The organism is Sphingosinicella sp. (genome assembly GCF_041916975.1).
Taxonomy (GTDB): domain Bacteria; phylum Pseudomonadota; class Alphaproteobacteria; order Sphingomonadales; family Sphingomonadaceae; genus Sphingosinicella.
Genome location: NZ_JAYRYK010000001.1, coordinates 2,446,082 through 2,468,341, shown reverse-complemented (window position 1 = coordinate 2,468,341; position 22,260 = coordinate 2,446,082). Strand labels below are relative to the sequence as shown.

27 protein-coding genes (1 of these 27 running past the window's edge) are annotated in these 22,260 nt (G+C 66.5%); 4 read left to right on the top strand and 23 right to left on the bottom strand.

All coding sequences use genetic code 11. The features are described 5' to 3' along the window. The 5 genes from ACE3TJ_RS11775 to hisS form a co-directional block, all read right to left on the bottom strand. A protein-coding gene (locus ACE3TJ_RS11775) for an OprO/OprP family phosphate-selective porin (RefSeq protein ID WP_374596321.1) crosses the window boundary here: on the bottom strand, positions 1-454 show its start. Its footprint begins 908 nt before the window's first position; only the first 454 of its 1,362 coding nucleotides appear in the window; the start codon lies at positions 452-454; the stop codon falls past the left edge of the window. Positions 455-573: 119 nt separating this feature from the next. Further along, entirely contained in the window at positions 574-1,389 is an 816-nt protein-coding gene (locus ACE3TJ_RS11770; RefSeq protein ID WP_374599403.1) for a DUF4167 domain-containing protein, read from the bottom strand. A 263-nt stretch (positions 1,390-1,652) separates the two neighbouring features. After that, positions 1,653-2,477 (bottom strand): peptide chain release factor N(5)-glutamine methyltransferase, encoded by an 825-nt coding sequence (gene prmC / locus ACE3TJ_RS11765; RefSeq protein WP_374596319.1) that lies wholly within the window; start codon positions 2,475-2,477, stop codon positions 1,653-1,655. After that, entirely contained in the window at positions 2,464-3,552 is a 1,089-nt protein-coding gene (gene prfA, locus ACE3TJ_RS11760) for a peptide chain release factor 1 (protein ID WP_374596317.1), read from the bottom strand. The genes prmC and prfA overlap by 14 nt, the downstream gene beginning before the upstream one ends. Continuing rightward, a complete protein-coding gene (gene hisS / locus ACE3TJ_RS11755) occupies positions 3,549-4,847 on the bottom strand; it encodes a histidine--tRNA ligase (RefSeq protein WP_374596315.1) in 1,299 nt (432 codons plus the stop codon). The genes prfA and hisS overlap by 4 nt, the downstream gene beginning before the upstream one ends. Before the next feature lie 115 nt (positions 4,848-4,962). On the opposite strand from hisS, the gene ppa reads away from it, so the two are divergent. Together ppa and ACE3TJ_RS11745 are read left to right on the top strand one after the other, a co-directional pair. Beyond that, the gene (gene ppa, locus ACE3TJ_RS11750) at positions 4,963-5,496 is read left to right on the top strand and encodes an inorganic diphosphatase (protein WP_374596313.1); all 534 of its coding nucleotides are present in this window, start codon (positions 4,963-4,965) and stop codon (positions 5,494-5,496) included. 62 nt (positions 5,497-5,558) lie between these two features. Beyond that, on the top strand, positions 5,559-7,460 hold the full coding sequence (locus ACE3TJ_RS11745) for a M61 family metallopeptidase (RefSeq protein ID WP_374596311.1): 1,902 nt from the start codon (positions 5,559-5,561) through the stop codon (positions 7,458-7,460). On the opposite strand, the gene ACE3TJ_RS11740 is transcribed toward ACE3TJ_RS11745, so the two are convergent. From ACE3TJ_RS11740 to ispG, 3 genes are read right to left on the bottom strand one after another with little or no spacing between them, the layout of a single operon-like run. Next, positions 7,452-7,934 carry an N-acetyltransferase family protein gene (locus ACE3TJ_RS11740; RefSeq protein ID WP_374596309.1) on the bottom strand — a complete coding sequence of 161 codons (483 nt, stop codon included), beginning with the start codon at positions 7,932-7,934 and terminating at the stop codon, positions 7,452-7,454. The genes ACE3TJ_RS11745 and ACE3TJ_RS11740 overlap by 9 nt on opposite strands. Further along, positions 7,931-8,191, bottom strand: coding sequence for a hypothetical protein (locus ACE3TJ_RS11735; protein WP_374596307.1), 261 nt, complete (start codon positions 8,189-8,191; stop codon positions 7,931-7,933). Before ACE3TJ_RS11735 ends, ACE3TJ_RS11740 begins: the two co-directional genes overlap by 4 nt. Further along, on the bottom strand, positions 8,188-9,324 hold the full coding sequence (gene ispG / locus ACE3TJ_RS11730; protein WP_374596305.1) for a flavodoxin-dependent (E)-4-hydroxy-3-methylbut-2-enyl-diphosphate synthase: 1,137 nt from the start codon (positions 9,322-9,324) through the stop codon (positions 8,188-8,190). The genes ACE3TJ_RS11735 and ispG overlap by 4 nt, the downstream gene beginning before the upstream one ends. A 157-nt stretch (positions 9,325-9,481) precedes the next feature. On the opposite strand from ispG, the gene ACE3TJ_RS11725 reads away from it, so the two are divergent. Next, positions 9,482-10,633: an acyltransferase family protein gene (locus tag ACE3TJ_RS11725; protein ID WP_374596303.1), complete on the top strand. Its 1,152-nt coding sequence runs from the start codon at positions 9,482-9,484 to the stop codon at positions 10,631-10,633. A 9-nt stretch (positions 10,634-10,642) separates the two neighbouring features. Here ACE3TJ_RS11725 and pal read toward each other — a convergent pair whose 3' ends face one another. The 15 genes from pal to ACE3TJ_RS11650 all read right to left on the bottom strand — a co-directional run bounded on the left by pal (position 10,643) and on the right by ACE3TJ_RS11650 (position 20,580). Next, a complete protein-coding gene (pal, locus tag ACE3TJ_RS11720; protein ID WP_374596301.1) occupies positions 10,643-11,176 on the bottom strand; it encodes a peptidoglycan-associated lipoprotein Pal in 534 nt (177 codons plus the stop codon). Between the two features lie 140 nt (positions 11,177-11,316). After that, positions 11,317-12,591, bottom strand: coding sequence for a Tol-Pal system beta propeller repeat protein TolB (tolB, locus tag ACE3TJ_RS11715; protein WP_374599401.1), 1,275 nt, complete (start codon positions 12,589-12,591; stop codon positions 11,317-11,319). Between the two features lie 61 nt (positions 12,592-12,652). Continuing rightward, positions 12,653-13,441, bottom strand: coding sequence for a hypothetical protein (locus ACE3TJ_RS11710; protein ID WP_374596299.1), 789 nt, complete (start codon positions 13,439-13,441; stop codon positions 12,653-12,655). After that, positions 13,438-13,884 (bottom strand): protein TolR, encoded by a 447-nt coding sequence (tolR, locus tag ACE3TJ_RS11705; protein WP_374596297.1) that lies wholly within the window; start codon positions 13,882-13,884, stop codon positions 13,438-13,440. The genes ACE3TJ_RS11710 and tolR overlap by 4 nt, the downstream gene beginning before the upstream one ends. 3 nt (positions 13,885-13,887) lie before the next feature. Further along, a complete protein-coding gene (tolQ, locus tag ACE3TJ_RS11700; protein ID WP_374596295.1) occupies positions 13,888-14,601 on the bottom strand; it encodes a protein TolQ in 714 nt (237 codons plus the stop codon). Next, positions 14,591-15,070 (bottom strand): tol-pal system-associated acyl-CoA thioesterase, encoded by a 480-nt coding sequence (gene ybgC, locus ACE3TJ_RS11695; RefSeq protein WP_374596293.1) that lies wholly within the window; start codon positions 15,068-15,070, stop codon positions 14,591-14,593. The genes tolQ and ybgC overlap by 11 nt, the downstream gene beginning before the upstream one ends. A 69-nt stretch (positions 15,071-15,139) precedes the next feature. Then, positions 15,140-16,177, bottom strand: a complete 1,038-nt coding sequence (gene ruvB, locus ACE3TJ_RS11690; protein ID WP_374596291.1) for a Holliday junction branch migration DNA helicase RuvB — start codon at positions 16,175-16,177, stop codon at positions 15,140-15,142. Positions 16,178-16,186: 9 nt separating this feature from the next. Further along, on the bottom strand, positions 16,187-16,795 hold the full coding sequence (ruvA, locus tag ACE3TJ_RS11685; protein WP_374596289.1) for a Holliday junction branch migration protein RuvA: 609 nt from the start codon (positions 16,793-16,795) through the stop codon (positions 16,187-16,189). After that, entirely contained in the window at positions 16,792-17,286 is a 495-nt protein-coding gene (gene ruvC, locus ACE3TJ_RS11680) for a crossover junction endodeoxyribonuclease RuvC (RefSeq protein WP_374599399.1), read from the bottom strand. The genes ruvA and ruvC overlap by 4 nt, the downstream gene beginning before the upstream one ends. After that, a complete protein-coding gene (locus ACE3TJ_RS11675) occupies positions 17,283-18,026 on the bottom strand; it encodes a YebC/PmpR family DNA-binding transcriptional regulator (RefSeq protein ID WP_374596287.1) in 744 nt (247 codons plus the stop codon). Before ACE3TJ_RS11675 ends, ruvC begins: the two co-directional genes overlap by 4 nt. Positions 18,027-18,097: 71 nt before the next feature. Beyond that, entirely contained in the window at positions 18,098-18,418 is a 321-nt protein-coding gene (locus tag ACE3TJ_RS11670) for a heavy metal-binding domain-containing protein (protein ID WP_374596285.1), read from the bottom strand. After that, positions 18,415-19,176: a xanthine dehydrogenase family protein subunit M gene (locus ACE3TJ_RS11665; protein ID WP_374596283.1), complete on the bottom strand. Its 762-nt coding sequence runs from the start codon at positions 19,174-19,176 to the stop codon at positions 18,415-18,417. The genes ACE3TJ_RS11670 and ACE3TJ_RS11665 overlap by 4 nt, the downstream gene beginning before the upstream one ends. Then, on the bottom strand, positions 19,173-19,634 hold the full coding sequence (locus ACE3TJ_RS11660; protein WP_374596281.1) for a (2Fe-2S)-binding protein: 462 nt from the start codon (positions 19,632-19,634) through the stop codon (positions 19,173-19,175). The genes ACE3TJ_RS11665 and ACE3TJ_RS11660 overlap by 4 nt, the downstream gene beginning before the upstream one ends. A gap of 322 nt (positions 19,635-19,956) precedes the next feature. After that, on the bottom strand, positions 19,957-20,199 hold the full coding sequence (locus ACE3TJ_RS11655; RefSeq protein WP_374596279.1) for a DUF2312 domain-containing protein: 243 nt from the start codon (positions 20,197-20,199) through the stop codon (positions 19,957-19,959). Positions 20,200-20,271: 72 nt separating this feature from the next. Continuing rightward, complete coding sequence (locus ACE3TJ_RS11650) at positions 20,272-20,580, bottom strand: DUF1244 domain-containing protein (protein WP_374596277.1); 309 nt, start codon at positions 20,578-20,580, stop codon at positions 20,272-20,274. 75 nt (positions 20,581-20,655) lie between these two features. On the opposite strand from ACE3TJ_RS11650, the gene pyk reads away from it, so the two are divergent. Further along, positions 20,656-22,101: a pyruvate kinase gene (gene pyk, locus ACE3TJ_RS11645; protein WP_374596275.1), complete on the top strand. Its 1,446-nt coding sequence runs from the start codon at positions 20,656-20,658 to the stop codon at positions 22,099-22,101. Positions 22,102-22,260: the final 159 nt, after the last annotated feature.

Below are 22,260 nucleotides of genomic sequence, written 5' to 3'. Positions count from 1 at the left end.
CGAAATCGATATCCATGCGATAGCCGAAGCCGCCCGGCATCGTGCCTTGCACGCCGAGATAGGCGCGCCGCACTTCGTTCGAGAAACCGAGGCCGCTGTCTGCGATGCCCGCCGGGTGCGACACATTCGCGACATCAAGTTGCAGCCGCCCACGCGGCTTGAAGCTCCAGCCTTTCGCGGAGATCTCGGGTGCGCCCTTCCAGCTGACCTTGATCGGATCGCTGGGCGCGGGGGGAGGCGTTGCAGCTGCCTGCTGCTGGGGCTTCTGTTCCTTCGCCGCTGCCTGCGCACGCAGTGCCGCGACTTCCGCCTGCACCGCTTCGAGCTGCGCCTGCAGCGCGGTGAGTTTCGCAACCGCCTGTTCGAGCGTCACCGAGTCCGTCTGCGCCATCGCCGTTGTCGGCAGGCTTGCAGACAGACCGACAAGAACCAATGCAGCGTGGCGCGTGGTCATGACCGTCCCCTTCAACGCGACCGCTCGTGCGGTACGCGCGGGGGCGCTAGCATGAAGTTCCCGTGACGGAAACATGAACCTTGCGTTGCAGGCCCAAGACCCGGTCCGGCCCGCAGAACTCAGGCGTCGACGGTCTCGACGGGCTGAACCTTGCGCGGACGCCCGCGCGGACGGCGCGGCTTCTCGTCCTCGGCTTCCACGGCAACGGGAGCCGCGACCGGCGCTTCGGCTGCTGCCGGGGCTACCGGCTTGGGCTGCGCGGGGGGACGGCCGCGCCGCTTGGGCGCTTCCGCGACCACAGGCTCTTCGGCATCGGCGCGGCGCGCGCTGCGGGCGAGCGTGCGGAGCGCACCTTCATCCTCGCGCTCGTCGGCGGCGGGCTGAGGCGCCGTACGGGGCTGGGGCGCGGGACGGGGTTGTTCATACCGCTCCTGACGCTCGGACCGTTCGGGACGGTCGCGCTCCTGACGCTCGCGATCCTGGCGTTCCGGGCGGTCCTGACGTTCCGCTCGCTCCGGGCGTTCCTGACGGTCGCGGTCCTGACGTTCCGGGCGGTCCTGACGCTGCTGGCGCGGCTCGAACCGCTGACGCTCCTGGCGATTGTTTTGGACGGGCGCGCGGTTATCCCCCTCGCCCTCTTCATCCTCATCGCCCTCGTCGTCGCCGTCATCATCCTCGTCGCGGATATCGCGATCTTCATGCTCGCGGCCGCGGCGATCGGGACGATCGTTGTGCTGCTGGTACTGCGACTGACGCTCTTCCTGCCGGGCGCGCATCTCGGCGACGACGCGGTGGTAATGGTCTGCGTACTGCAGATAATATTCGGCCTGGACGCGCTCGCCTTGCTGATGCGCCTCGCGCGCGAGGTTGGTGTATTTCTCGAGCAGCTGAAGCGCATTGCCGCGCTGCCGCGGCTCCATGTTGCGGTTGCCCATCTCACGACCGCCGCCCTGCTGGGGACGCGGATTGCCGCGCCCACGACGCCGACCGGACTGCTGCTGCCCATTTCTCATGAAATACTCTTTTCCCCGATACTGCCGGCCGAGCCGACTGTCGTTGTTCAGGATATGCGCGGCCAACCACGCAAAGGTCCGGAAGCGACCGCCAAACGATTCTGCCTATCGTAAGTGCCCGGCGAGGGGATCATCGTCCTCGCCCATGCACAGCCGCTCTAGCGGCATTGCAATCGCATTCCAAGTCAAAAAACAGAGGCGATGCGACGGAAAACGACCGCCCGATCCCGACCGGCAAGGTCGCGTTCCACCGCGCCGCCCAGCCCCGCTTCGTGCCCCAGCGCCAGAACCGCCTCCGCCTGCTTCCATCCGATCTCGAGGATCGCCGCGCCGTCCGCTGCCAGCAATGCCGGGAGTGCCGGAACAATGCGCCGATAGGCATCAAGCCCGTCCGGCCCCGCGAAAAGCGCGCCGTGCGGCTCGTATTCGCGCACGCCGGGGCCGGTCGCTTCGTCCTCTCCGATATAGGGCGGATTCGAGAGGATTAAAGAGAAGCGCCCTTCGACGCCTTCGGCCCAGTCGGCTTTCAGGAACTGGCAACGCGCCGAAAAGCCGAGCCGCTCCGCATTCCACGCGGCAACGGCGAGTGCGGTATCGGACACGTCCGTCGCAAGCGCGTTGGCCCGTGGCCATTCGGCAAGCGCGGCGAGCGCGAGCGCACCTGAACCCGTGCCAAGATCGAGCACGCGAAGCGCCACATCCGCCGGAAACAGCCCCTGCGCCGCCGCTATCAGCGTTTCGGTGTCGCCGCGCGGCACGAGGATGCCCGGTCCCACCTCCAGGTCGAGGGACCAGAATTCCTGCCGCCCGAGGATGTAGGCGACGGGCTCGCCCGCCGCGCGCCGGGCGATGAACGGCTCAGCCGCCTCCGCCGAAGCCTCCGGATTGCCGAGCAGCAATGCCTCGCGGCTGATCCCGAGCGCGTGGGCGACGATCAGTTCGGCATCGAGGCGCGGCGTTTCTCCGCCGATCCGCGCCGCCGCATCCCTTACGAGATCAAGCGCCTTCATTCAGGTTCGCGAGCCGCGCCGCCTGGTCCTCGGCGATGAGCGCGGCGACGAGTTCACCGAGTCCTCCGCCTTCCATGATCTCCGGCAGCCGGTGCAGCGTCAGGTTGATGCGGTGATCGGTGACGCGCCCCTGCGGATAATTGTACGTGCGGATACGCTCCGAACGGTCGCCCGAGCCGACCATCGACTTGCGCGCGCCGGCGCGTTCGTTCGCCAGCTTCTCGCGCTCCAGCTCAAAGAGGCGCGCGCGCAGCACTTTCAGCGCCTTCGCCTTGTTCTTGTGCTGGCTCTTTTCGTCCTGCTGGCTGACGACGAGGCCCGTGGGAAGGTGCGTGATGCGCACGGCGCTGTCGGTGGTGTTCACCGACTGGCCGCCGGGGCCGGACGAACGGAACACGTCGATGCGGAGGTCTTTTTCCTCGATCTGGACATCGACATCCTCGGCTTCCGGCAGCACCGCCACCGTCGCGGCGGACGTGTGGATGCGCCCGGAAGCCTCGGTCGCCGGCACGCGCTGCACGCGGTGCACGCCGCTTTCGAACTTCAGCTGGGCGAACACGCCCTGGCCGGTGACGTTCGCAATGACTTCCTTGAAGCCGCCCGCGTCGGCCGACGACATTTCCATCGTCTCAACGCGCCAGCCCTGCGTTTCGGCATAGCGCTGGTACATGCGGTAGAGATCGGCCGCGAACAGCGCCGCTTCCTCGCCGCCGGTGCCGGCGCGGATTTCGAGGATCGCCGAGCGTTCGTCCGCCATGTCCTTCGGCAGCAGCAGCACGGCGAGCGCCTTCTCGGCCTCGGGGAGCTGTTCCTTCAGAGACTGCAGCTCTTCCTCGGCAAGCGCCACCATCTCGCGGTCGGTCTCGCCGCCGTTCACCATTGCGGTGAGGCTCTCCGCCTCGTCGCGCATCGCACGCACGGTTCCCGCCGCCTCGGCGACGGGCTTCAGCTCGGCGTATTCCTTGGAAAGCGCGACGAACTTCTCGGCCGGAAGATCGCCCGCCGACATCTGCTCGGTCAGCTCGGCATAGCGCGCCTCGATCTGTCGGATGCGCGCGGTGGGAACGCCGCTCATACGTTACGATCTTCGCTGAGATTGCTGCCCGAAATATGGCTGTAGCCCGGAGGCAAGGCTGAGAGCACTCTGTTCATTAAGTCACCAAGCTCTTCACTCGTCATCGAAACACGCGACAAATGCAGGCTGCCCGGCAGCTGGCTTACGTCTTTTACAAAGAGGATGGAGCGCGCACCTCGACGTTTAGCTGCTTCAACCCTCTTCTTGGTGTTCCCTCGAAAAGGAAAATCAGTCCTGATCCCATTACGCCGGAGCCGAGTAGCAATGTCGATACAAATGCTCTCCAAGCCATCAGCCTGACCATCTGGCACGACCGCGACATCGATAAAGTCCTCCGCCGGCGCCGCGATCAGCATCGCAAGCCGCTCGATTCCGGCCGCCCAGCCGACGCACGGCGTGTGCGGCCCGCCGAGCGCTTCCATCAGCCCGTCATAGCGCCCGCCGCCGAGCACCGTGCCCTGCGCACCCAGATGCTCGGTGATGAACTCGAACGTCGTGTGGCGATAATAATCGAGACCGCGCACCAGCGCTTCGTTCCGCTGATAGGCGACGCCTGCCGCGTCGAGGCCCTTGCGCACGGCATCGAACCACGCGCCCGCCTCGGCGGACATATAGGCGTCGATCCTGGGCGCATCGGCGACGAGCGCCTTGTCGGCGGCGTCCTTGCTGTCGAGGATGCGCAGCGGGTTCTTCTCCAGCCGGTCGCGGCTCTCGGCGGAAAGTGCATCGCGATGCGCCGAGAAGTGCGCGATCAGCGCCGCCTGCCACGCAGCGCGCGTCTCAGGGTCGCCGAGCGTGTTGAGGTTCAGCACCGTCTTGCCCTGAAGCCCGAGTTCATCGAGCAGGTGCTGCGCGAAGGCGATGATTTCCACGTCCGCCGCCGGTTCGCCCGACCCCAGGATTTCCGCGTCGAGCTGGTGGAACTGCCGGAAACGGCCCTTCTGCGGCCGTTCGTAGCGGAACGCCGGTCCCCAGGCCGAAAGCTTCATCGGCGCGTGCTGCTGCCAGCCGTTCGAAATGTAGGCGCGCGCGATACCCGCCGTGAACTCGGGGCGCAGTGTCAGCGATTCGCCGCCGCGGTCCTCGAACGTGTACATTTCCTTCGAAACCACATCGGTGGTCTCGCCGAGCGAGCGCGCGAACACGCCGGTGAATTCGAACACCGGCACCTGCACCGGGCGGAAGCCATAGAGCCTGCGCACGCGCGTGAACGTTTCCACCACCACGTCGAAGCGCGCGGCGTCTTCGCCCACCATGTCCTGCGTGCCGCGCACGGCCTGAATCTTGCTGCTCATAAGCGCCGCGCTTTAGACGGGTTCGGGGGCCGTGGGAACCGTTCATACGATTTCTGCTGCGACGCAACATTCGGCGGTTCCCTTCGGCGCGAAGAACCGCTAAACGCCGCGCGCCATGGATATATCGAAGATTCCCGTCGGACCGAACCCGCCCCACGAACTCAATGTGATCATCGAGGTGCCGATCGGCGGCGAACCGGTGAAATACGAGTTCGACAAGGACTCGGGCGCCATCTTCGTGGACCGCATCCTGCACACGCCGATGCGCTATCCGGCGAACTACGGCTTCATCCCCCACACGCTGGGCGAGGACGGCGATCCGCTCGACGCGCTCGTCATCACGCGCTCGCCGATCATCCCGGGGGCGGTCATCCGCGTGCGCCCGGTCGGCGTGCTGATGATGGAAGACGACAAGGGCGGCGACGAGAAGCTGCTTACCGTGCCGGTCGATTCGACCTTCCCCTACTACGGCAACGTCACCAACCACAGCGACCTGCCGCCGATCGTGCTGCGCCAGATCGAGCACTTCTTCGAGCACTACAAGGACCTCGAACCCGGCAAGTGGGCAAAGCTGAACGGCTGGGGTGATGCAGACAAGGCACGCCAGCTCATTCTGGACGGCGTCGAGCGCGCGAAGACCAAGGGCTGAGCTTTACCGGCTGAAACAATTCCGTCATTCCTCGCGGAAAGTCATTTCTCGGGGAGACTGTCTTGCGTGCGTTCTGTTCGTTCCTGATCCTTCTGGCGGCGCCCGCCGCCGCTGAAAACAGCCTCCCCCGAACACCGGTCTATGTGCATCCGGAACGCCCGGCTGAGGACATTCGCTATCCGGGCGTGATGACGCTCGATGTCGATGCCAGCGATACGGCGCGCCGTATTCTCGGCGTCCGCCAGCAGATCCCGGTTGCCGCGCCGGGGCCGCTGACGCTGCGCTACCCCGAATGGCTCCCCGGCAAGCACGCGCCGCGCGGGCCGATCGCCGCGCTGGCGGGGCTCACGATCAGCGCGGGCGGGAAGCCCGTGCCGTGGAAGCGCGATCCGCGCGACGTCTATGCCTTCACCGTCGATGTCCCGAAGGGCGCGAAGGCGCTCGATATCCGTTTCCAGTATCTCTCGCCCACCGAGGGCAATCAGGGCCGCGTCAGCGTGACGGCGGAAATGCTGAACCTGCAGTGGGAAACGGTCGCGCTCTATCCGGCGGGCCACTACACGCGGCAGATTCGCGTGCGCCCCTCGGTGACACTGCCCGAAGGCTGGCAGGGCGTTGCCGCGCTCGACGGCGTCGTGCGCACCGGGAGCACGCTCCGCTACGCCGAGACCGATTTCGAAACGCTCGTCGACAGCCCCATGTTCGCGGGGAGCAACTACAAGGCGTGGGATCTAGGCCACGATGTCCGCCTCAACGTCTTTGCCGATCGGCCCGGTGACCTTGCGGCCACGAACGACCAGATCGAGGCGCACCGGCGCATGGTCGATCAGGCGGTGAAGCTTTTCGGATCGCGCCACTACGACCGCTACGAGTTCCTGTTCGCGCTCTCCACGGAGCTTGGCGGCATCGGCCTTGAACATCATCGCAGCTCGGAGAATGCGCTGCCACGCACCTATTTCACCGACTGGGCCAACACGGCGGCGATGCGCGGACTGCTCCCGCATGAATTCACGCACAGCTGGAACGGCAAGTTCCGCCGCGGTGCCGATCTCTGGACGCCCGATTATCGCACGCCGATGCAGAACAGCCTGCTCTGGGTTTACGAAGGGCAGACGAGCTACTGGGATTCGGTGCTCGCTGCGCGCTCCGGGCTTATCCCCAAGGATGTCGTGCTCGGCGAGTTCGCGAACCAGGCCGCCTTCTATGAGCAGCAGCCCGGCCGCGCATGGAAGCCGCTCATCGACACCACAAACGACCCCATCACCAACGCCCGCCGCCCGCAGGCCTTCCGCACATGGCAGCGCTCGGAAGACTATTACAACGAAGGCGCGCTGATCTGGATGGAAGCAGACATGCTGATCCGCGAGAAGACCGGCGGCAAGAAGTCGCTCGACGATTTCGCGCGCGGCTTCTTCGGCGTGCGTGACGGGGATTGGGGCACGGTCACCTACGCGTTCGAAGACGTCGTCGCCGCGCTCGATGCCGTCGCGCCTTACGACTGGGCGACCTTCCTGAAAACCCGCGTCGACGAGATCGCGAAACCCCCGCTCGGCGGCATCGAGAAGAGCGGCTATCGGCTCGTCTTCAAGGAAACGCCGAGTGCCTATCAGGTTTCGAACGACGCGCGCAGCCGCGCTACCGATCTCAGCCATTCTGTCGGCATCACGGTCAACGCTTCCGGCACGATTTCCAACGTCGTGTGGGACGGGGCGCTATTTCGCGAAGGCGTGACCACCGCGACGCGAATCATGGCGGTGAACGGTCGCGAGTTCAACGAGGCCGATTTCAAATCGACGATCACCGCCGCGAAGGACGGCAAGAGCCCGATCGAGCTGCTGCTGAAGGAAGGCCCGCGCTACCGCACGATCCGCCTCGGCTATACGGGCGGGCTCCGCTATCCGCACCTCGAACGCGTCGGCAGCGGCCCAGCGCTGCTCGACCGCGTGCTCGAAGCCTTACCCTGAGGCAGCGAGCGTCTTCAGCGCGTCGCCATCGACGCGGTTGACGGTCCACTCGTCCATCGGCCGTGCGCCGAGCGAACGGTAGAAGTCGATCGCGGGCGTGTTCCAGTCGAGCACCGACCATTCGAGGCGCGCGCAATCCCGTTCGATCGCAAGCGCCGCGAGCCGGGAAAGCAGCATCTTGCCGACCCCCTTGCCGCGCGCCTCAGGCACGACGAACAGGTCTTCGAGATAGACGCCCGGCCGTCCCTCGAAGGTCGAGAAATTGTGGAAGAACAGCGCGAAGCCGACAGGCGTGCCGTCATCCTCGGCGATCAGCACCTCGGCGTAGGGACGCGAGCCGAACAGCCTCTCGCCGAGCTTCGCCTCGTCGAAGCGGACCTCGTGCGCGAGCTTCTCATATTCGGCAAGATCGCGGATGAACCGCGCGATCAGCGGCAGGTCGGCGGGCCCGGCCACACGAATCGAAACCGTCACGCGCGATCCTCGCCGATCCTGATGATCTCTCCGACCTCCAGTTCGTCGATCCGCAATTTGCGGATGCGCGCCTTGCCCACGCGGAGCCGGCCGATCGCAAGCGTGCCGACGGCGACAGCGCCCAGCGCGAACGCCCCGAGCGTCAGCGCCGCAACGGCGCCGTAGCCGAGCGTCATCGCCCCGGTTGCCGATGCGCCCGTTGCAACGGCCTTGCGCGCGACCGGCGGTTCCAGCCTGATGTCGGACCCGGTCTTCATGCGGCTTTCCCGTGCAGCGTATCCATGCTCACCGCGCTCCCGGCCTCGATCTCGGCGGCCTTGGCTTCAACGAGCCCCACGATGTGCGCGATCATGTCCGCGTCCGCGATCGTGTGGTCGGTGACGCCCGACAGATAGACCATGTGCTTGCCGTTGCCGCCGCCGGTGATGCCGATGTCGGTCTCGCGCGCCTCTCCGGGGCCGTTGACGACGCAGCCGAGCACCGAGAGCGACATCGGCGTCTTGATGTGCCCGAGCGCATCTTCGAGCGCCTGCACCGTGCGGATGACATCGAAGCCTTGCCGCGCGCAGCTCGGGCAGGAGACAACGCGGACGCCGCGCGTGCGCAGGCCGAGCGTCTTCAGGATTTCATAGCCGACGCGGACTTCCTCCTCGGGCTCGGCCGAAAGCGACACGCGGATCGTGTCGCCGACGCCGAACCAGAGCAGCGAACCGATGCCGATCGCCGACTTCACCGTGCCGCCGATGAGCCCGCCCGCCTCGGTGATGCCGAGGTGCAGCGGGCAGTCCACCGCCTCGGCGAGCTGCTGATAGGCCGCGACGGCGAGGAACGCGTCGGAGGCCTTCACCGCGACCTTGTATTCGCGGAAGTCATGCTCCTCGAGCAGCCGGATATGGTCGAGCGCGCTTTCGACGAGCGCCTCGGGGCACGGCTCGCCGTACTTCTCGAGCAGATCCTTCTCCAGGCTGCCCGCGTTGACGCCGATGCGGATCGCGCAGCCGTTCGCCTTCGCGGCGCGCACCACCTCGGCGACGCGCTCCGAAGACCCGATGTTGCCGGGGTTGATGCGCAGGCACGCCGCGCCCGCGTCCGCCGCTTCGAGCGCGCGCTTGTAGTGGAAATGGATGTCGGCAACGAGCGGCACCCGCGCCGCCTTCGCGATCTGGCGGAACGCCGCGGTCGATTCGACATCGGGGCACGACACGCGGATGATGTCCGCCCCCGCCTCTTCGCAGCGGCGAATCTGGTCGATCGTCGCCTTTGCATCCGAGGTGAGCGTGTTGGTCATCGTCTGCACGGTGATCGGCGCATCACCGCCCACCGGAACGCTGCCGACCATGATCTGCCGCGATTTGCGCCGCGCGATATCGCGCCAGGGACGAAGGGACATGCTCGGGACTCTCACCTTTCGCGGGCGATATACGCGAGCTTCGCGGCGAACCCAAGACCTGCCGGTATCGGGGGCTGGCGCGGGAGTGCGGATCGGCTAGCCTTCATGCATGGGGGAGGCGCGATCGTCAGAACTGCCCACGGGGCGCCATTACGGAATGGACTGGCTGCGCGTCGGCGCCTTCGCCCTCCTCATCCTCTATCACGTCGGCATGTATTTCGTGCCGTGGGACTGGCACGTGAAGGCGGCCAATCCCGATCCGCATGCCGCGATCCTGATGCTGGCGACAAACAGCTGGCGACTGGCGCTGCTCTTTGTCGTGTCCGGCTATGCAAGCGCCGCGGTCTTCGCGCACCAGCCCAGCCCCGCCGGTTTCGCGCGCTCACGCTCGGCCCGGCTGCTGATCCCACTTGTCTTCGCCGTGATCGTCGTGATCCCGCCGCAGCCGTGGATCGAGCTGATGTTCAAGCACGGTTATACGGAGAGCTTCAGCCATTTCTGGCTGCACGACTATTTCCGCTTCGGCGCGCTCGACGGCATCATCCTGCCGACGTGGCAGCATCTCTGGTTCGTCGTCTATCTGTGGGTCTACAGCATAGTGCTCGCGCTCCTCATGCTGCTCCCCGCAGGCGTTCGCGCGCGCGCCGCACGTTTTTGCGAAGCCGCGCTCACCGGTCCCGCCATCCTCGCCGTTCCGATTGCGCTGATGGCACTGCGGACGATCGTGCTGTTTCCCGGCGTCGGCGAAACCCACGCGCTTGTCGACGATGGGGCCACGCACGCGCTTTATTTCCCATGTTTCCTGTTCGGCGTGCTGCTGCGCGGATCATCCCCGCTCTGGACCGCGATCCGCCGCTGGTGGCGCGTCGCCGCCGTGCTTGCCGTGGCCGCCTACGCCGTCGTCGCCGTGATCGAGTATCGCTATCCCGGCGAGACCCCGCTCGATGACACGCTCACCGCCCTGTTTCGCGCAGCGCGCGCCGTTCAGGGCTGGGCGACAATCGTTGCGCTCATCGGCATCGCCGACCGCTGGCTGAACCGCGACGCGCCCATCCGCACGACGCTCACCGAAGCGGTGTTCCCGCTCTACATCGCGCACCAGACGATCATCGTCGCCGTCGGCTGGTGGCTGCTCCCGCTCACGCTCCCCAACCTCGCCGCCTTCGCGATCCTCGTCGCGGCAACGGCGGCAGGCAGCTGGACCTTCTACATCGTCGGCCGCAGCGTGCCGTGGCTCCGCCCGCTGATCGGTCTCGCCCGAAAGGAAAAGGGCCGCCCCGAAGGACGGCCCTTTCCAACTGCGCAATGAATGCGGGTCTTAGCTGGCGGCGGCGCCGACCAGCACCGTGACGGCGCGGCGGTTCTGCGCCCAGGCGCTCTCGTCCGAACCTTCAACGGCCGGACGCTCCTTGCCGTAGCTGATCACGCTGATGCGATCGGCGGCAACGCCCTGGCCGGCGAGGAAGTTCTTCACCGAGTTGGCGCGGCGCTCGCCGAGCGCGAGGTTGTATTCACGCGTGCCGCGCTCGTCGGCGTGGCCTTCGATCGTGACCTTCACGTTCGAATACTGGGCGAGCCAGCCGGCCTGCTTGGTCAGCGTCGCCTGCGAAGCGCTGTCGAGCTGATACGAATCGAACTCGAAGAACACGCGGTCGCTGCCCGCCTGCTGGATGAAGTCCTCGACACTGCCCGGCACGACCGTGCTGGTGACAGGCGTGGGCGTCGGCGTCGGGGTGGGCGCCTCAACCGGAGCCGCGGGCGGCGGCGGCGGCGGCAGCTCTTCCTTCTTCTTAGAGCACGCTGCCGTCGTGACCAATGCGGCGACCATCACCACTTTCAGAGCAGTCTTCATCATCACTCTCCCTGTCTCGGAACCCCAAAAAAGAACCCGGCACCAGTCACCGGTTTCGGCTCAACAACGCGAATCCGTCATTACGGTTTCCAAACTGCACTCGGTGGGCAACCCTTAATAACACCTGAATGCCATGCTTTTTAAGGCAAAAGTGGCGACCATGCCGGATCGGACCCGTCGAGCGGTGTGGGAATGCGCCGTTCATTGACGCCCGTAAGGTCCACCGACCAGAGGTCGGCGCGGCCGCCGCGCTGGCTGCGGAAGAACATCACGACGCGGCCGTTCGGCGACCAGGTCGGCCCCTCATCGCCCCAGCTGTCGGTGAGCAGCCGCTCGCCCGAGCCGTCGGTGCGCATCACGCCGATGCGGAAACCGCCGCCGCCCATGCGCGTGAAGGCGATGAGGTCGCCGCGCGGCGACCATACCGGGGTCGCATAGCGTCCGCCGCCGAAGCTGATTCGGCGCTGATCGGAGCCGTCCGCGTTCATCACGTAAAGCTGCTGTGTGCCGCCGCGATCCGATTCGAACACGATCTTGCTGCCGTCCGGCGAATAGCTGGGGCCGGTATCGATGCCCGGCGCGCTCGTCAGCCGCTGCGGCGTGCCGCCGTTCACGCTCATGCGATAGATGTCGGTGTTGCCGCCCTGCGCCATCGAGAAGACGAGGCTCTGCCCATCGGGCGAGAAGCGCGGCGCGAAGCTCATGTTGGGGAGGTTCCCCACCAGCGTCTGGCGGCCGGTGCCGATGTTGTAGATGTAAACGCGCGGCCGGTTCTGCGCGAACGACATGTAGGCGATCGTCTGCTGGCTCGGCGAGAAGCGCGGCGTCAGCACGAGGTTCTGGCCGTTCGTCAGGAAGCGGTGGTTGGCGCCGTCCTGGTCCATGATCGCGAGCCGCTTGATGCGCTTCGTCTGGCTGCCGGTTTCCGAGACGTAGACGATGCGGCTGTCGAAATAGCCGCTTTCGCCCGTCAGCCGCGAATAGACCGCGTCTGCGCACTTGTGCGCGGCGCGGCGCCAGAATGCGGGCTGCGTCGAGAAGCCCTCGCGCGCGAGAATTTCTTCGGAGAACACATCGTAAAGGTAGCAGCCGACCGTGATCGAGCCGTCGCCGTTCACCTGCACGAAGCCGGTGACAAGCGCCTGCGCCGCCACCGTGCGCCAGTTCGGGAAGCGCGGGGCCAGCACGTCGGCATAGGCGACGGTGGTGGTGAACGCCGAGGGGTTGATCGGCTTGAACAGCCCCGAGCTCGCAAGATCGTTCGAGACGACCTCCGCGACCTGCCGCCCGAGCGTGGCGGTGTCGCCCGCAACCGTGCTCGCGAGCGCCGGTGTCGTGAACGCCGGCACGGCGATCGGCATCGGCTTCGAAATGCCCGCGTTGATATCGACGCGAAGCTGGGCGGCGGCAGGCATCGCGACGATTGCGATCAGCAGTGCCGACAATGCGGAGATGAGGCGTTTCACAGGCATATCCTTACAGCGTCTCGCTTGGGTCGAAATTGAGTTCGAAATCCTTCCACCCGTCATAAAGTTCCGGGGGCAGTCCTTCCAGTGAGCAGGCGGGGTTCATCACGGCACGGATCGCGGCGTCGCGCGCCACGCGGCCGTAGGCGGCGTTGCCTGCGCCGATCCCGCTCTGCGACAGCACTTCCGGGCGGCCGATGATCGTGCCGTCGCGCTGCACGCGCACGCGCAGCAGCGTCTTGATGTTGCGGGCGTCGGGACCGCCTGCGCCGGGATCCCAGCAGCGGTAGATGCGGTCGCGGATCGCCTGCGCGAGCGTCGCCATCGTGCGCGCGTCGAGCTTGGCGCCTTCGGGGATCGCCTGCTCGATCGACTTCGCGAAATCGGTCGGCTTCGTCTTCCGCGGCGCGTCCTTCAGCGACTTGTCGATCAGGTTCGAAAGGTCGCGCTTGGGCTTCGGCTTTTCGACCGGCTTGGGCGTGGGTTTCTTCGGCTCCGCCTTGGGCTTCGGCGTTTCCTTGGGCGCGATCTCGACCGGCGGCGGGGTCGGTTCCGGCGTCAGCTCGGGCTCGACGACCTCCGGCTCAGCCTCCTCCACCGTCTCGCGCGGCGCCGCCTCGATCGAGGGCTTGGGCTTTTCCTGCACCGTCGGCACGTCGGAAATGTCCACGAACTCGACCGGGATCGGCTCCACGATCGGCGCGATGTCCTTCGACATCAGGCTCCAGCTCAGCGATAGTCCGGCGAACAGCGCAAGGTGCGCCGTCCCCGCGATCAGGATCGCGCGGTTCTCGGTCACCGGTCTTCGGCGCCGGCCTCGCTCACGAGCGCGACCTTTTTGAAACCTGCGGCGTTCACCTCGCCCATCACGCGCATCACGTTTCCGAAGTCGAGCCGGCGGTCGGCGCGCACATAGATGCGCGGCCCTTCCGCCTCGCCCGCGCGTGCCTCGCTGATCGCGGCGAGCTTCGCGGCGAGCTCTTCGGCGGGAACGAGCTGCTCGTCGATATAGATCTCCCCTTCCGCGTTCAGCGAGACCTGGATCGGCGTGTTGTCCTGCTTGAGCGCGCCTGCCTTGCTGTCGGGAAGATCGATCGGAACGCCGGAAACGAGCAGCGGCGCCGTCACCATGAAAATGATGAGCAGCACGAGCATGACGTCGACGAGCGGCGTCACGTTGATCTCGCTCATCGGCGGCGCCTTGCCGCCCCTGCGTCCGCCGGGTGCAATGCCCATCGCCATGCGTCAGGCCTTCGGTGCCATGGTTTCAAGCTCGCGCGACAGCTCGCCCTGGAACTCCTCGGCGAAGTTGTGCAGGCGCCCCTCGACGCGGCCGATGCCGTAGAGCAGCCGGTTGTAGCCGATCACCGCCGGGATCGCCGCAAAGAGCCCCATCGCGGTCGCGAACAGCGCCTCGGCGATGCCCGGCGCGACCACGGCGAGCGTGGTGTTCTGCGTCGCCGCGATCGAGGTGAAGCTGCGCATGATGCCCCACACGGTGCCGAACAGGCCGACGAACGGCGAGACGGAGCCGATGGTGGCAAGGATGTTGAGCCGGTCCGAAAGCGTGTCGATCTCGCGCGCGATGGCAACGCCCATCACACCGCCGAGGCGCGTGCGAAGCCCGACGCGGTCGTATTTGCCGCCCGCGGTCGAACGGCGCCACTCGCTCATCGCGGCAGCAAACACCTTGGTTGCCGGATGCTCGGCCTTGCCCGGCGCCTCGCGAATGTCCTCGAAGCTGTTCGCCTTCCAGAAACGGTTCTCGAACGCCTCGGTCTGCTTGCCGATCACTTTCAGCCGCCGCGCGCGCTCGATGATGATCGCCCACGACCAGATCGATGCGAACAGGAGCCCGATCATCACCGCCTTGACGACGATATCCGCCTGCATGAACAGCGCCCACGGCGACATGTCCGCGGCCCCCGCCAATGCGACGTTTGCAACCTCAGTTTCCATCCGGCTCCCCGTTTCCCGCCTTTACGGCCAACACTTCGAAAATCCTGCGCCATTCCGGCGGCTGGCGCTTCGGCCTGCCGTCTCGCCCGACGAGTGCAGCTGTAACAAGCGCATCCGTGACGAGTTCCCCTGAACGTACGATGACTTGCGCGATCCGGCACGACGCCGCGCCGATGCTTTTTACGCGGCTTTCGACATGAAGAACGTCGTCGAGCCGCGCCGGGCGCACGTAGCGGATCTGGAGGTCCGTCACCGCATAGGCGCCCTCGCCCGCCTCGAAGAAGGCACGCTGGTCGATGCCCGCCGCGCGCAGCATATCGGACCGCGCGCGCTCCATGAAGCGCAGGTAGTTGGCGTGATAAACGACGCCAGAAAGGTCGGTATCCTCGAAATAGACGCGCACGGGAAAGCGGTGAACACCGTCCACAAAGGCGCCTGAGGGCGGGCCGCTTGTTGTTTCACCCGTCATTCCGTCCGGTGTCTAACCGGGCGCGACTCGGCGGGGAAGCCCGAAAATGCGCCGATTCGTGAGCGCTGCTCAGTCCTCGAAGGGCAGCACGTCGCCCGCGCCTGCCGGCGGAGCAAGGCCAAGATGCGTCCACGCCCGCCCGTTCAGCATCCGCCCGCGCGCCGTCCGCGCGACGAGGCCGAGCTGGATCAGATAGGGTTCGATGACCTCTTCCAGCGTGTCGCGCGGCTCCGAAAGCCCCGCCGCCAATGTCTCGATGCCGACCGGGCCGCCCTTGTAGATGTCCGCGATCATGCCGAGGTAGCGCCGGTCCATGGCGTCGAGCCCAAGCGCGTCGACCTCCAGCCGCAGCAGCGCCGTATCCGCCATCGTGCGATCCACGATATCCGCCCCCGCGACATGCGCGAAGTCGCGCACACGCCTCAGCAGCCGCCCTGCAATGCGCGGCGTTCCCCGGGCGCGGCCCGCGATCTCGCGCGCACCTTCAGGCGACAGCGCCATGCCGAGCAGTCCGGCGGCGCGCGTCACCACATGTTCGAGTTCGTCGACCGTGTAGAAATTAAGCCGCACGGGGATGCCGAACCGGTCGCGCAGCGGCGTCGTGATGAGCCCGGAGCGCGTCGTCGCGCCCACGAGCGTGAACGGCGGCAGATCGATCCGCACCGATCGGGCCGACGGCCCCTCGCCGATCATGATATCGAGCGCGCGGTCCTCCATCGCCGGGTAGAGGATTTCCTCCACCGCCGGGTTCATCCGGTGAATCTCGTCGATGAACAGCACGTCGTTGGGTTCGAGGTTGGTGAGCAGCGCCGCGAGGTCGCCCGCCTTCGCGATCACCGGCCCCGACGTGGAGCGAAACCCGACGCCAAGCTCGCGCGCGATGATCTGGGCGAGCGTCGTCTTGCCGAGACCCGGCGGCCCGAAGAACAGCACATGGTCCATCGCCTCGCCGCGCTGCTTCGCAGCCGCGATGAACACACGCAGATTCTCCCGCGCCGCCGCCTGCCCGACGAACTCTTCCAGCCGCTTCGGCCTCAGCGCGGCATCCACGTCCTCGGCCCGGCGTTCGCCGGTCACAAAGCGCTGATCATCGGGTTGCGTGGCCATGCGCGGACCCTACCGCGCCGCTTTCTTGAGCGCCAGCCGCACCACCGTGCCGACATCCGCGCCCTCGCCGGCTTCCTCGATGGCGGCCGTCACCACCCGGTTCGCTTCGGCGGGCTTGTAGCCGAGGTTGGCGAGTGCGGAGAGCGCGTCCGCTGCGAGGCCGCCCTTCGGCGCTGCGGGCGCGAAGCCGCCGACCGGGATCGCAACCCCGGCGATGCCGCCCGCCTTGTCCTTCAGTTCGTTGACGATGCGCTCGGCGAGCTTCGGCCCGACACCGCTCGCGCGGCCCACCATCGTCTTGTCGCGGTTCGCGATCGCGGCGTGGATTTCATCCGGCGTCAGCACCGACAGGATCGCCAGCGCCACCTTCGCACCGACCCCCTGCACCGTCTGCAACAGTCGGAACCAGTCGCGCTCGCGTTCCGTCACGAAACCGAACAGCTGGATCGCGTCCTCGCGCACGTGCGTCTCGATATGCAGAGAAACCGCTGTGCCTGCTCCGCCGAGCGACGCAAGCGTCTTGGTCGATGCCGAGACGAGATACCCGACCCCGTTCACATCAATGACCGCAGCGTCTGCGTTGACTGTGTCGAGCAGGCCCTTCAGCTTGGCGATCATCGGTATCCCCCCAGCGCCTTTGCGCTCGCCTGATGATGCGCATGGCAGATCGCCACCGCAAGCGCGTCCGCCGCATCGGTGCTCTTGATCTTCACGCCCGGCATCAGCCGCTCGACCATCGCGCGCACCTGATCCTTCTCCGCCGCGCCCGTTCCGACCAGCGCCTTCTTCACGAGCCGCGTCGCATACTCCGCAACCTCCAGCCCCGATCCCGCGAGCGCCGCGAGCACCACGCCGCGCGCCTGCCCCAGCTTCAGTGTCGATTGCGGGTTCTTGTTGACGAACACCTCTTCGGCGGCCGCCGTCCCGGCGGCGCTTTCTGCGACGACACCAGCAAGGCCCGTGTAAAGCGCCGAGAGCCGCGCGGCCATCGGCATGTCCGCCGGGATGCGCAGCGTACCGTGCGCGATGTGCGAGATGCGGTTGCCCTCGGCCCGGATCACGCCCCAGCCGGTGGCATTCAGCCCCGGATCAACGCCGAGAATGATCAGCCGAGCTTCTCCATGACCTCGTCGGAGACTTCATAGTTGCCCGACACGGTCTGCACGTCGTCGTCGTCGTCGAGCGCATCGATCAGCTTGAGGAGCGACCCCGCATCACCTTCGGCCACCGACACCATCGTCTGCGGCCGCCATGCGAGCTTCGCGCCTTCCGGCTCGCCGAGCACGGCTTCGAGCGCCTTCGCGACCTCGTGCAGCGTATCCTGCGCGGTCCACACCTCGTGGCCCTCCTCGTCGGACTGCACATCCTCCGCGCCCGCTTCGAGCGCTGCCTCGAACACCTTCTCAGCGTCGCCCGCCTTGGCCGCATATTCGATCAGGCCCATGCGATCGAAGCCGTGGCTCACCGAACCCGATGCGCCGAGGTTGCCGCCGTTCTTGGAGAAGATCGTGCGGACGTTCGTCGCCGTGCGGTTGCGGTTGTCGGTCAGCGCCTCGACGATCAGCGACACGCCGCCGGGGCCGAAGCCCTCGTAGCGGATCTCTTCATAGTTCTCGACGTCGCCGCCGCTCGCCTTGTCGATTGCGCGCTGGATATTGTCCTTGGGCATCGACTGCGCCTTCGCCGCGATCACCGCGGCGCGCAGGCGCGGGTTCATGTCGGGATCGGGCGTGCCCATCTTGGCCGCGACGGTGATTTCGCGGGAGAGCTTGGAAAACATCGCCGAGCGCTTTTTGTCCTGCGCGCCCTTGCGGTGCATGATGTTCTTGAATTTGGAATGACCTGCCATGGGACTCGTTCGTGCCGGTTTCTAGGAATGTGGCCGGGTCTTTACGCGAGCGAGGCGCCCACTGGCAATGTTCAGGAAACGGTGACCGCTGTCCCCGAGGCCGAGACCATCAGCATCGACCCACCCTGCCCCAGCACCTCGTAGTCGAGGTCGATGCCGACGACGGCGTTCGCACCCATTTTTCGCGCTTCGTCCGCGAGTTCCGAAAGCGCCTGCTGGCGCGCATCGCGCAGCACGGTTTCGTACGAGCCCGCGCGCCCGCCGACAATGTCGCGGATCCCCGCGAACAGATCGCGGAAGATGTTGGCGCCAAGGATCGCCTCGCCGGTGACGACGCCGTGATACTGCGTCGCCGGGCGGCCTTCGATGGTGGGGGTGGTGGAAAGGATCATGCCATGTCTCCCAGTGCGCGGCGCAGCATCACGCCGGCGAGATGCGCGCGATATTCGGCGCCGGCATGGATGTCGGAATTGAGATCGTCCGAAGCAAGCTCCGGAAGCGCGGCGCCCGCGTCGATCGCGGCTTCCGCTTCACTCCAGCGGAACACGCCCGCCCCCGCGCCGGTCACGGCAACGCGCGTGCCCTCCGCAAACCGGGCGACGAACACACCGACGAGTGCATAGCGCGAGGCCGGGTGCGCGAACTTCGCGTAGGCCGCCGCCTGCGGCACCCGGAAGCCGAAGCGCGTGATGATCTCGGCCTCTTCGAGCGCGGTCGCGAACATGCCGAGGAAAAAATCATCCGCCGCGTACGTGCCGCGATCCGTCTCGATCACGGCATCGAGCGCGAGTACCGCCGCCGGGTAATCCGCCGCCGGGTCGTTGTTCGCGACGCTGCCGCCGAGCGTGCCGCGCTCCCGCACCTGCGGATCGCCGATGCCGCCCGCGAGCCGTGCGAGCGCGCGGATCGGCGCTTCCGCTGCGACCTCGGCGTGGCGCGTCATCGCCCCGACCCAAACCCGGTCGCCTTCGCGCGATATGCCCGACAGTCCGGAGACATGCGCGAGATCGACGAGCGCATCGGGTGCGCGCAGCCTGGATTTCATTGCCGGTATCAGCGTGTGCCCGCCCGCGAGATAGGCGACATCACCGCCTCCTGCGGCGAGCGCCGCCGCTTCGCCAAGCGTCGCTGGGCGATGATAGTCCGTCACAGCGCAGACGCCCCCGCGCGGATCGCCTTCACGATGTTCGTATAGCCCGTGCAGCGGCAGAGATTGCCTTCAAGGTCGTGGCGGATGGTTTCCTCATCCACATTCGGCCCGTGCCGCCCGGCGATCGCGATTCCCGCGATCACCATGCCCGGTGTGCAGAAGCCGCACTGCAGCCCGTGCGCCTCGCGGAACGCCGCCTGCATCGGGTGCAGCGCGCCTTCCGCGCCCAGCCCCTCGATCGTCGTCACGGCGGCGCCATCCGCCTGTCCGGCGATCACCGTGCAGCTCTTCACCGCCTTGCCGTCGATCAGTACGTTGCAGGCGCCGCACTGGCTGGTGTCGCAGCCAATGTGCGTGCCGGTGAGGCGCAGCTGATCGCGGAGGATTTCGACGAGCAGCATCGTCGGTTCCACGTCGAGTTCGCGGCGGGAGCCGTTGACGGTCAGGCTGATTTGCATGTGCGGGATAGTATCGGCGCGGATGCGATGCGCCAAGTCGCCCAAAACGAGAAAAGCGGCGATACCGGGGCCGTGGCATCGCCGCTCAACTCAGGGTTTTCGCCTGGAGGCGGTCGGGGTCATTGACCACCGCCAGGTTGGGTCGCCGCCTTTGCCGGGGCCGTGGCGCCGGCGGCTGTCCAGAGAACAGCAAGCGCCGTGCCAGAATCTCAAGTCATTGATTTTATTGAAATTGGCAATTTTCCGGTACCGGCATTCCGGCTCGAATCGGGACAGTCGGCGCTCCACGCGTCCCGCGATGGGACGCCCGGGCCACGAGGCTTCAGACCTCGAGGCCGAGCGCCGCCTTGTAGGTATCGAGCAGCGCTTCCATTTCCTGGCGCGCATTCTTGTCCATCTTGCGCAGGCGCACGATGGTTTTCATCGTCTTGGGATCGAAGCCCTGGCTCTTGGCTTCGAGGTAGACGTCCTTGATGTCGTCGGCGATGCCCTTCTTTTCCTCTTCAAGACGCTCGATGCGTTCGATGAAAAGACGGAGTTGTTCGACGGATACGTTGTCGGTCATGCCTGCCTCGAATCATGGATGAAGAAATCGGTCGGGGTTCGTAAGTCGCCCGCTCCAACTCCGCAAGGCAGGTCAGTGCGCGTTCTTCGCGACGCTTTCGTCCATGCGGCGCATCTGTGCTTCGGTGGCAGGCGTCTGGTACTTCGCTTTCCATTCTGCGGGGTCCATGCCGTAGACGAGCGCGCGCGCCGCGTCCTTGCCGAGCGCGACGCCGCGCGCCTCGCCCGCTTCGCGCAGCCAGTCACCCAGGCAGTTGCGGCAGAAGCCGCCCACACCCATCAGATCGACGTTCTGCACGTCGGTGCGATGCCGCAGGTGTTCAACGAGCCGCCGGAACGCCGCCGCTTCCATTTCGGTCCGAACACTGTCGTCGATCGCCATCTTCAACTCCTGTCTTTGCACCCATAGGCGTAACGCACTAGGGGTATCCGCGCGCAAGCACTACGAAGGGGTCACATGAAGATAGAGCCGCGCCGCCGCAAGGTCCGCATTCTCGCAACACTCGGGCCTGCGTCGAGCAGTTACGAGCAGATTCGCGCGCTCTACCTCGCCGGAGCGGACGCGTTCCGGCTCAACATGAGCCACGGCGGACATGAAGGCCATACCGAGGTCGTCGGCCACATCCGTGCGCTCGAACGCGAAACGTCGCGCCCGATGACGATCCTTGCCGATCTGCAGGGGCCAAAAATCCGCATCGGCCGCTTCGACGCGCCCGTGGAGCTGAAGAACGGCCAGCGCTTCACGCTCGACCGGCACGATACGCCGGGCAACACGGTGCGCGCCCTCCTGCCGCATCCGGAGATTTTCGGCGCTACGGAGCCCGGTCACCGGCTGCTCATAGACGACGGCAAGGTCGCGCTGCGCGTGCTCGCAGTGACACCGGACGCGATCGAGACGGAGGTTGCCGTGGGCGGCCGCCTCTCGTCCAACAAAGGGCTCAATGTCCCTGATGCGGTCGTGCCCCTCGCCGCGCTCACCGAGAAGGACCGGCGCGACCTCGATTTCGCGCTCGACGCGGGCGTGGACTGGGTCGCACTCAGCTTCGTGCAGCGACCCGAGGACGTCGCGGAAGCGCGGCGGCTGATCGGCGGACGCGCGCAGCTTCTCGCCAAGATCGAAAAGCCGCAGGCGCTCGACCGCCTCACCGAGATCTTGGAAATCGCCGATGCGGTGATGGTTGCGCGCGGCGATCTTGGCGTCGAGATGCCGCCCGAGGCCGTACCGATGGCGCAGAAGCGCATCGTGCAGGCCGCGCGCAAGGCGGGGCGGCCGGTCGTGGTCGCCACGCAGATGCTCGAATCGATGATCGCCTCGCCGACGCCGACGCGCGCCGAGGTGAGCGATGTCGCCAACGCCGTGTATGATGGCGCTGACGCCGTCATGCTCTCTGCCGAATCGGCGGCAGGCGCCTGGCCCGTCGAAGCCGTGCGGATGATGGACGCGATCGCGAGCGCGGTCGAAACCGATCCCGAACACGCCCGGCGCGTGCATTTCACTGAAACGCTGCTTGAAGCCACCACGGCCGACGCGCTCTCCGGCGCCGCAGGGCAGATCGCCGGGACCATATCGGCACGTGCGGTGTGCTGCTTCACCACGTCCGGCTCGACAGCGCGCCGTGCCAGCCGCGAGCGCATCAACGTGCCGCTCCTCGTCCTCACGCCGAAGCTCGCGACTGCACGCCAGCTCGGTTTGCTGTGGGGCGTCCATGCTGTTCACACGCGCGATGTGAGCGACTTCGAGGAGATGGTGAACAAGGCGAAGCGCATGGCGCTGCGCGCTGGCGTCGCGGGCAGCGGCGACCGCATCATCATCATGGCCGGGGTTCCGTTCGGCACACCGGGCTCCACCAACGTGCTGCACATCGCGCGGCTTACCGGCGATGAACTGAGGGGCCGCAAATAGGCCTGCTGCAAGTCAATTGCCGCCAGGGGAAACACGCGGGCGGCAATTGTTTCGCCTCCGCTGTCTGTCTTTTGACGCTTATATGACGACGCCCCTGTAGCCGTGCATCATCAGGCACGATTTCGGGATGTTCTCACATGCGTAAACTTCACGGCGACC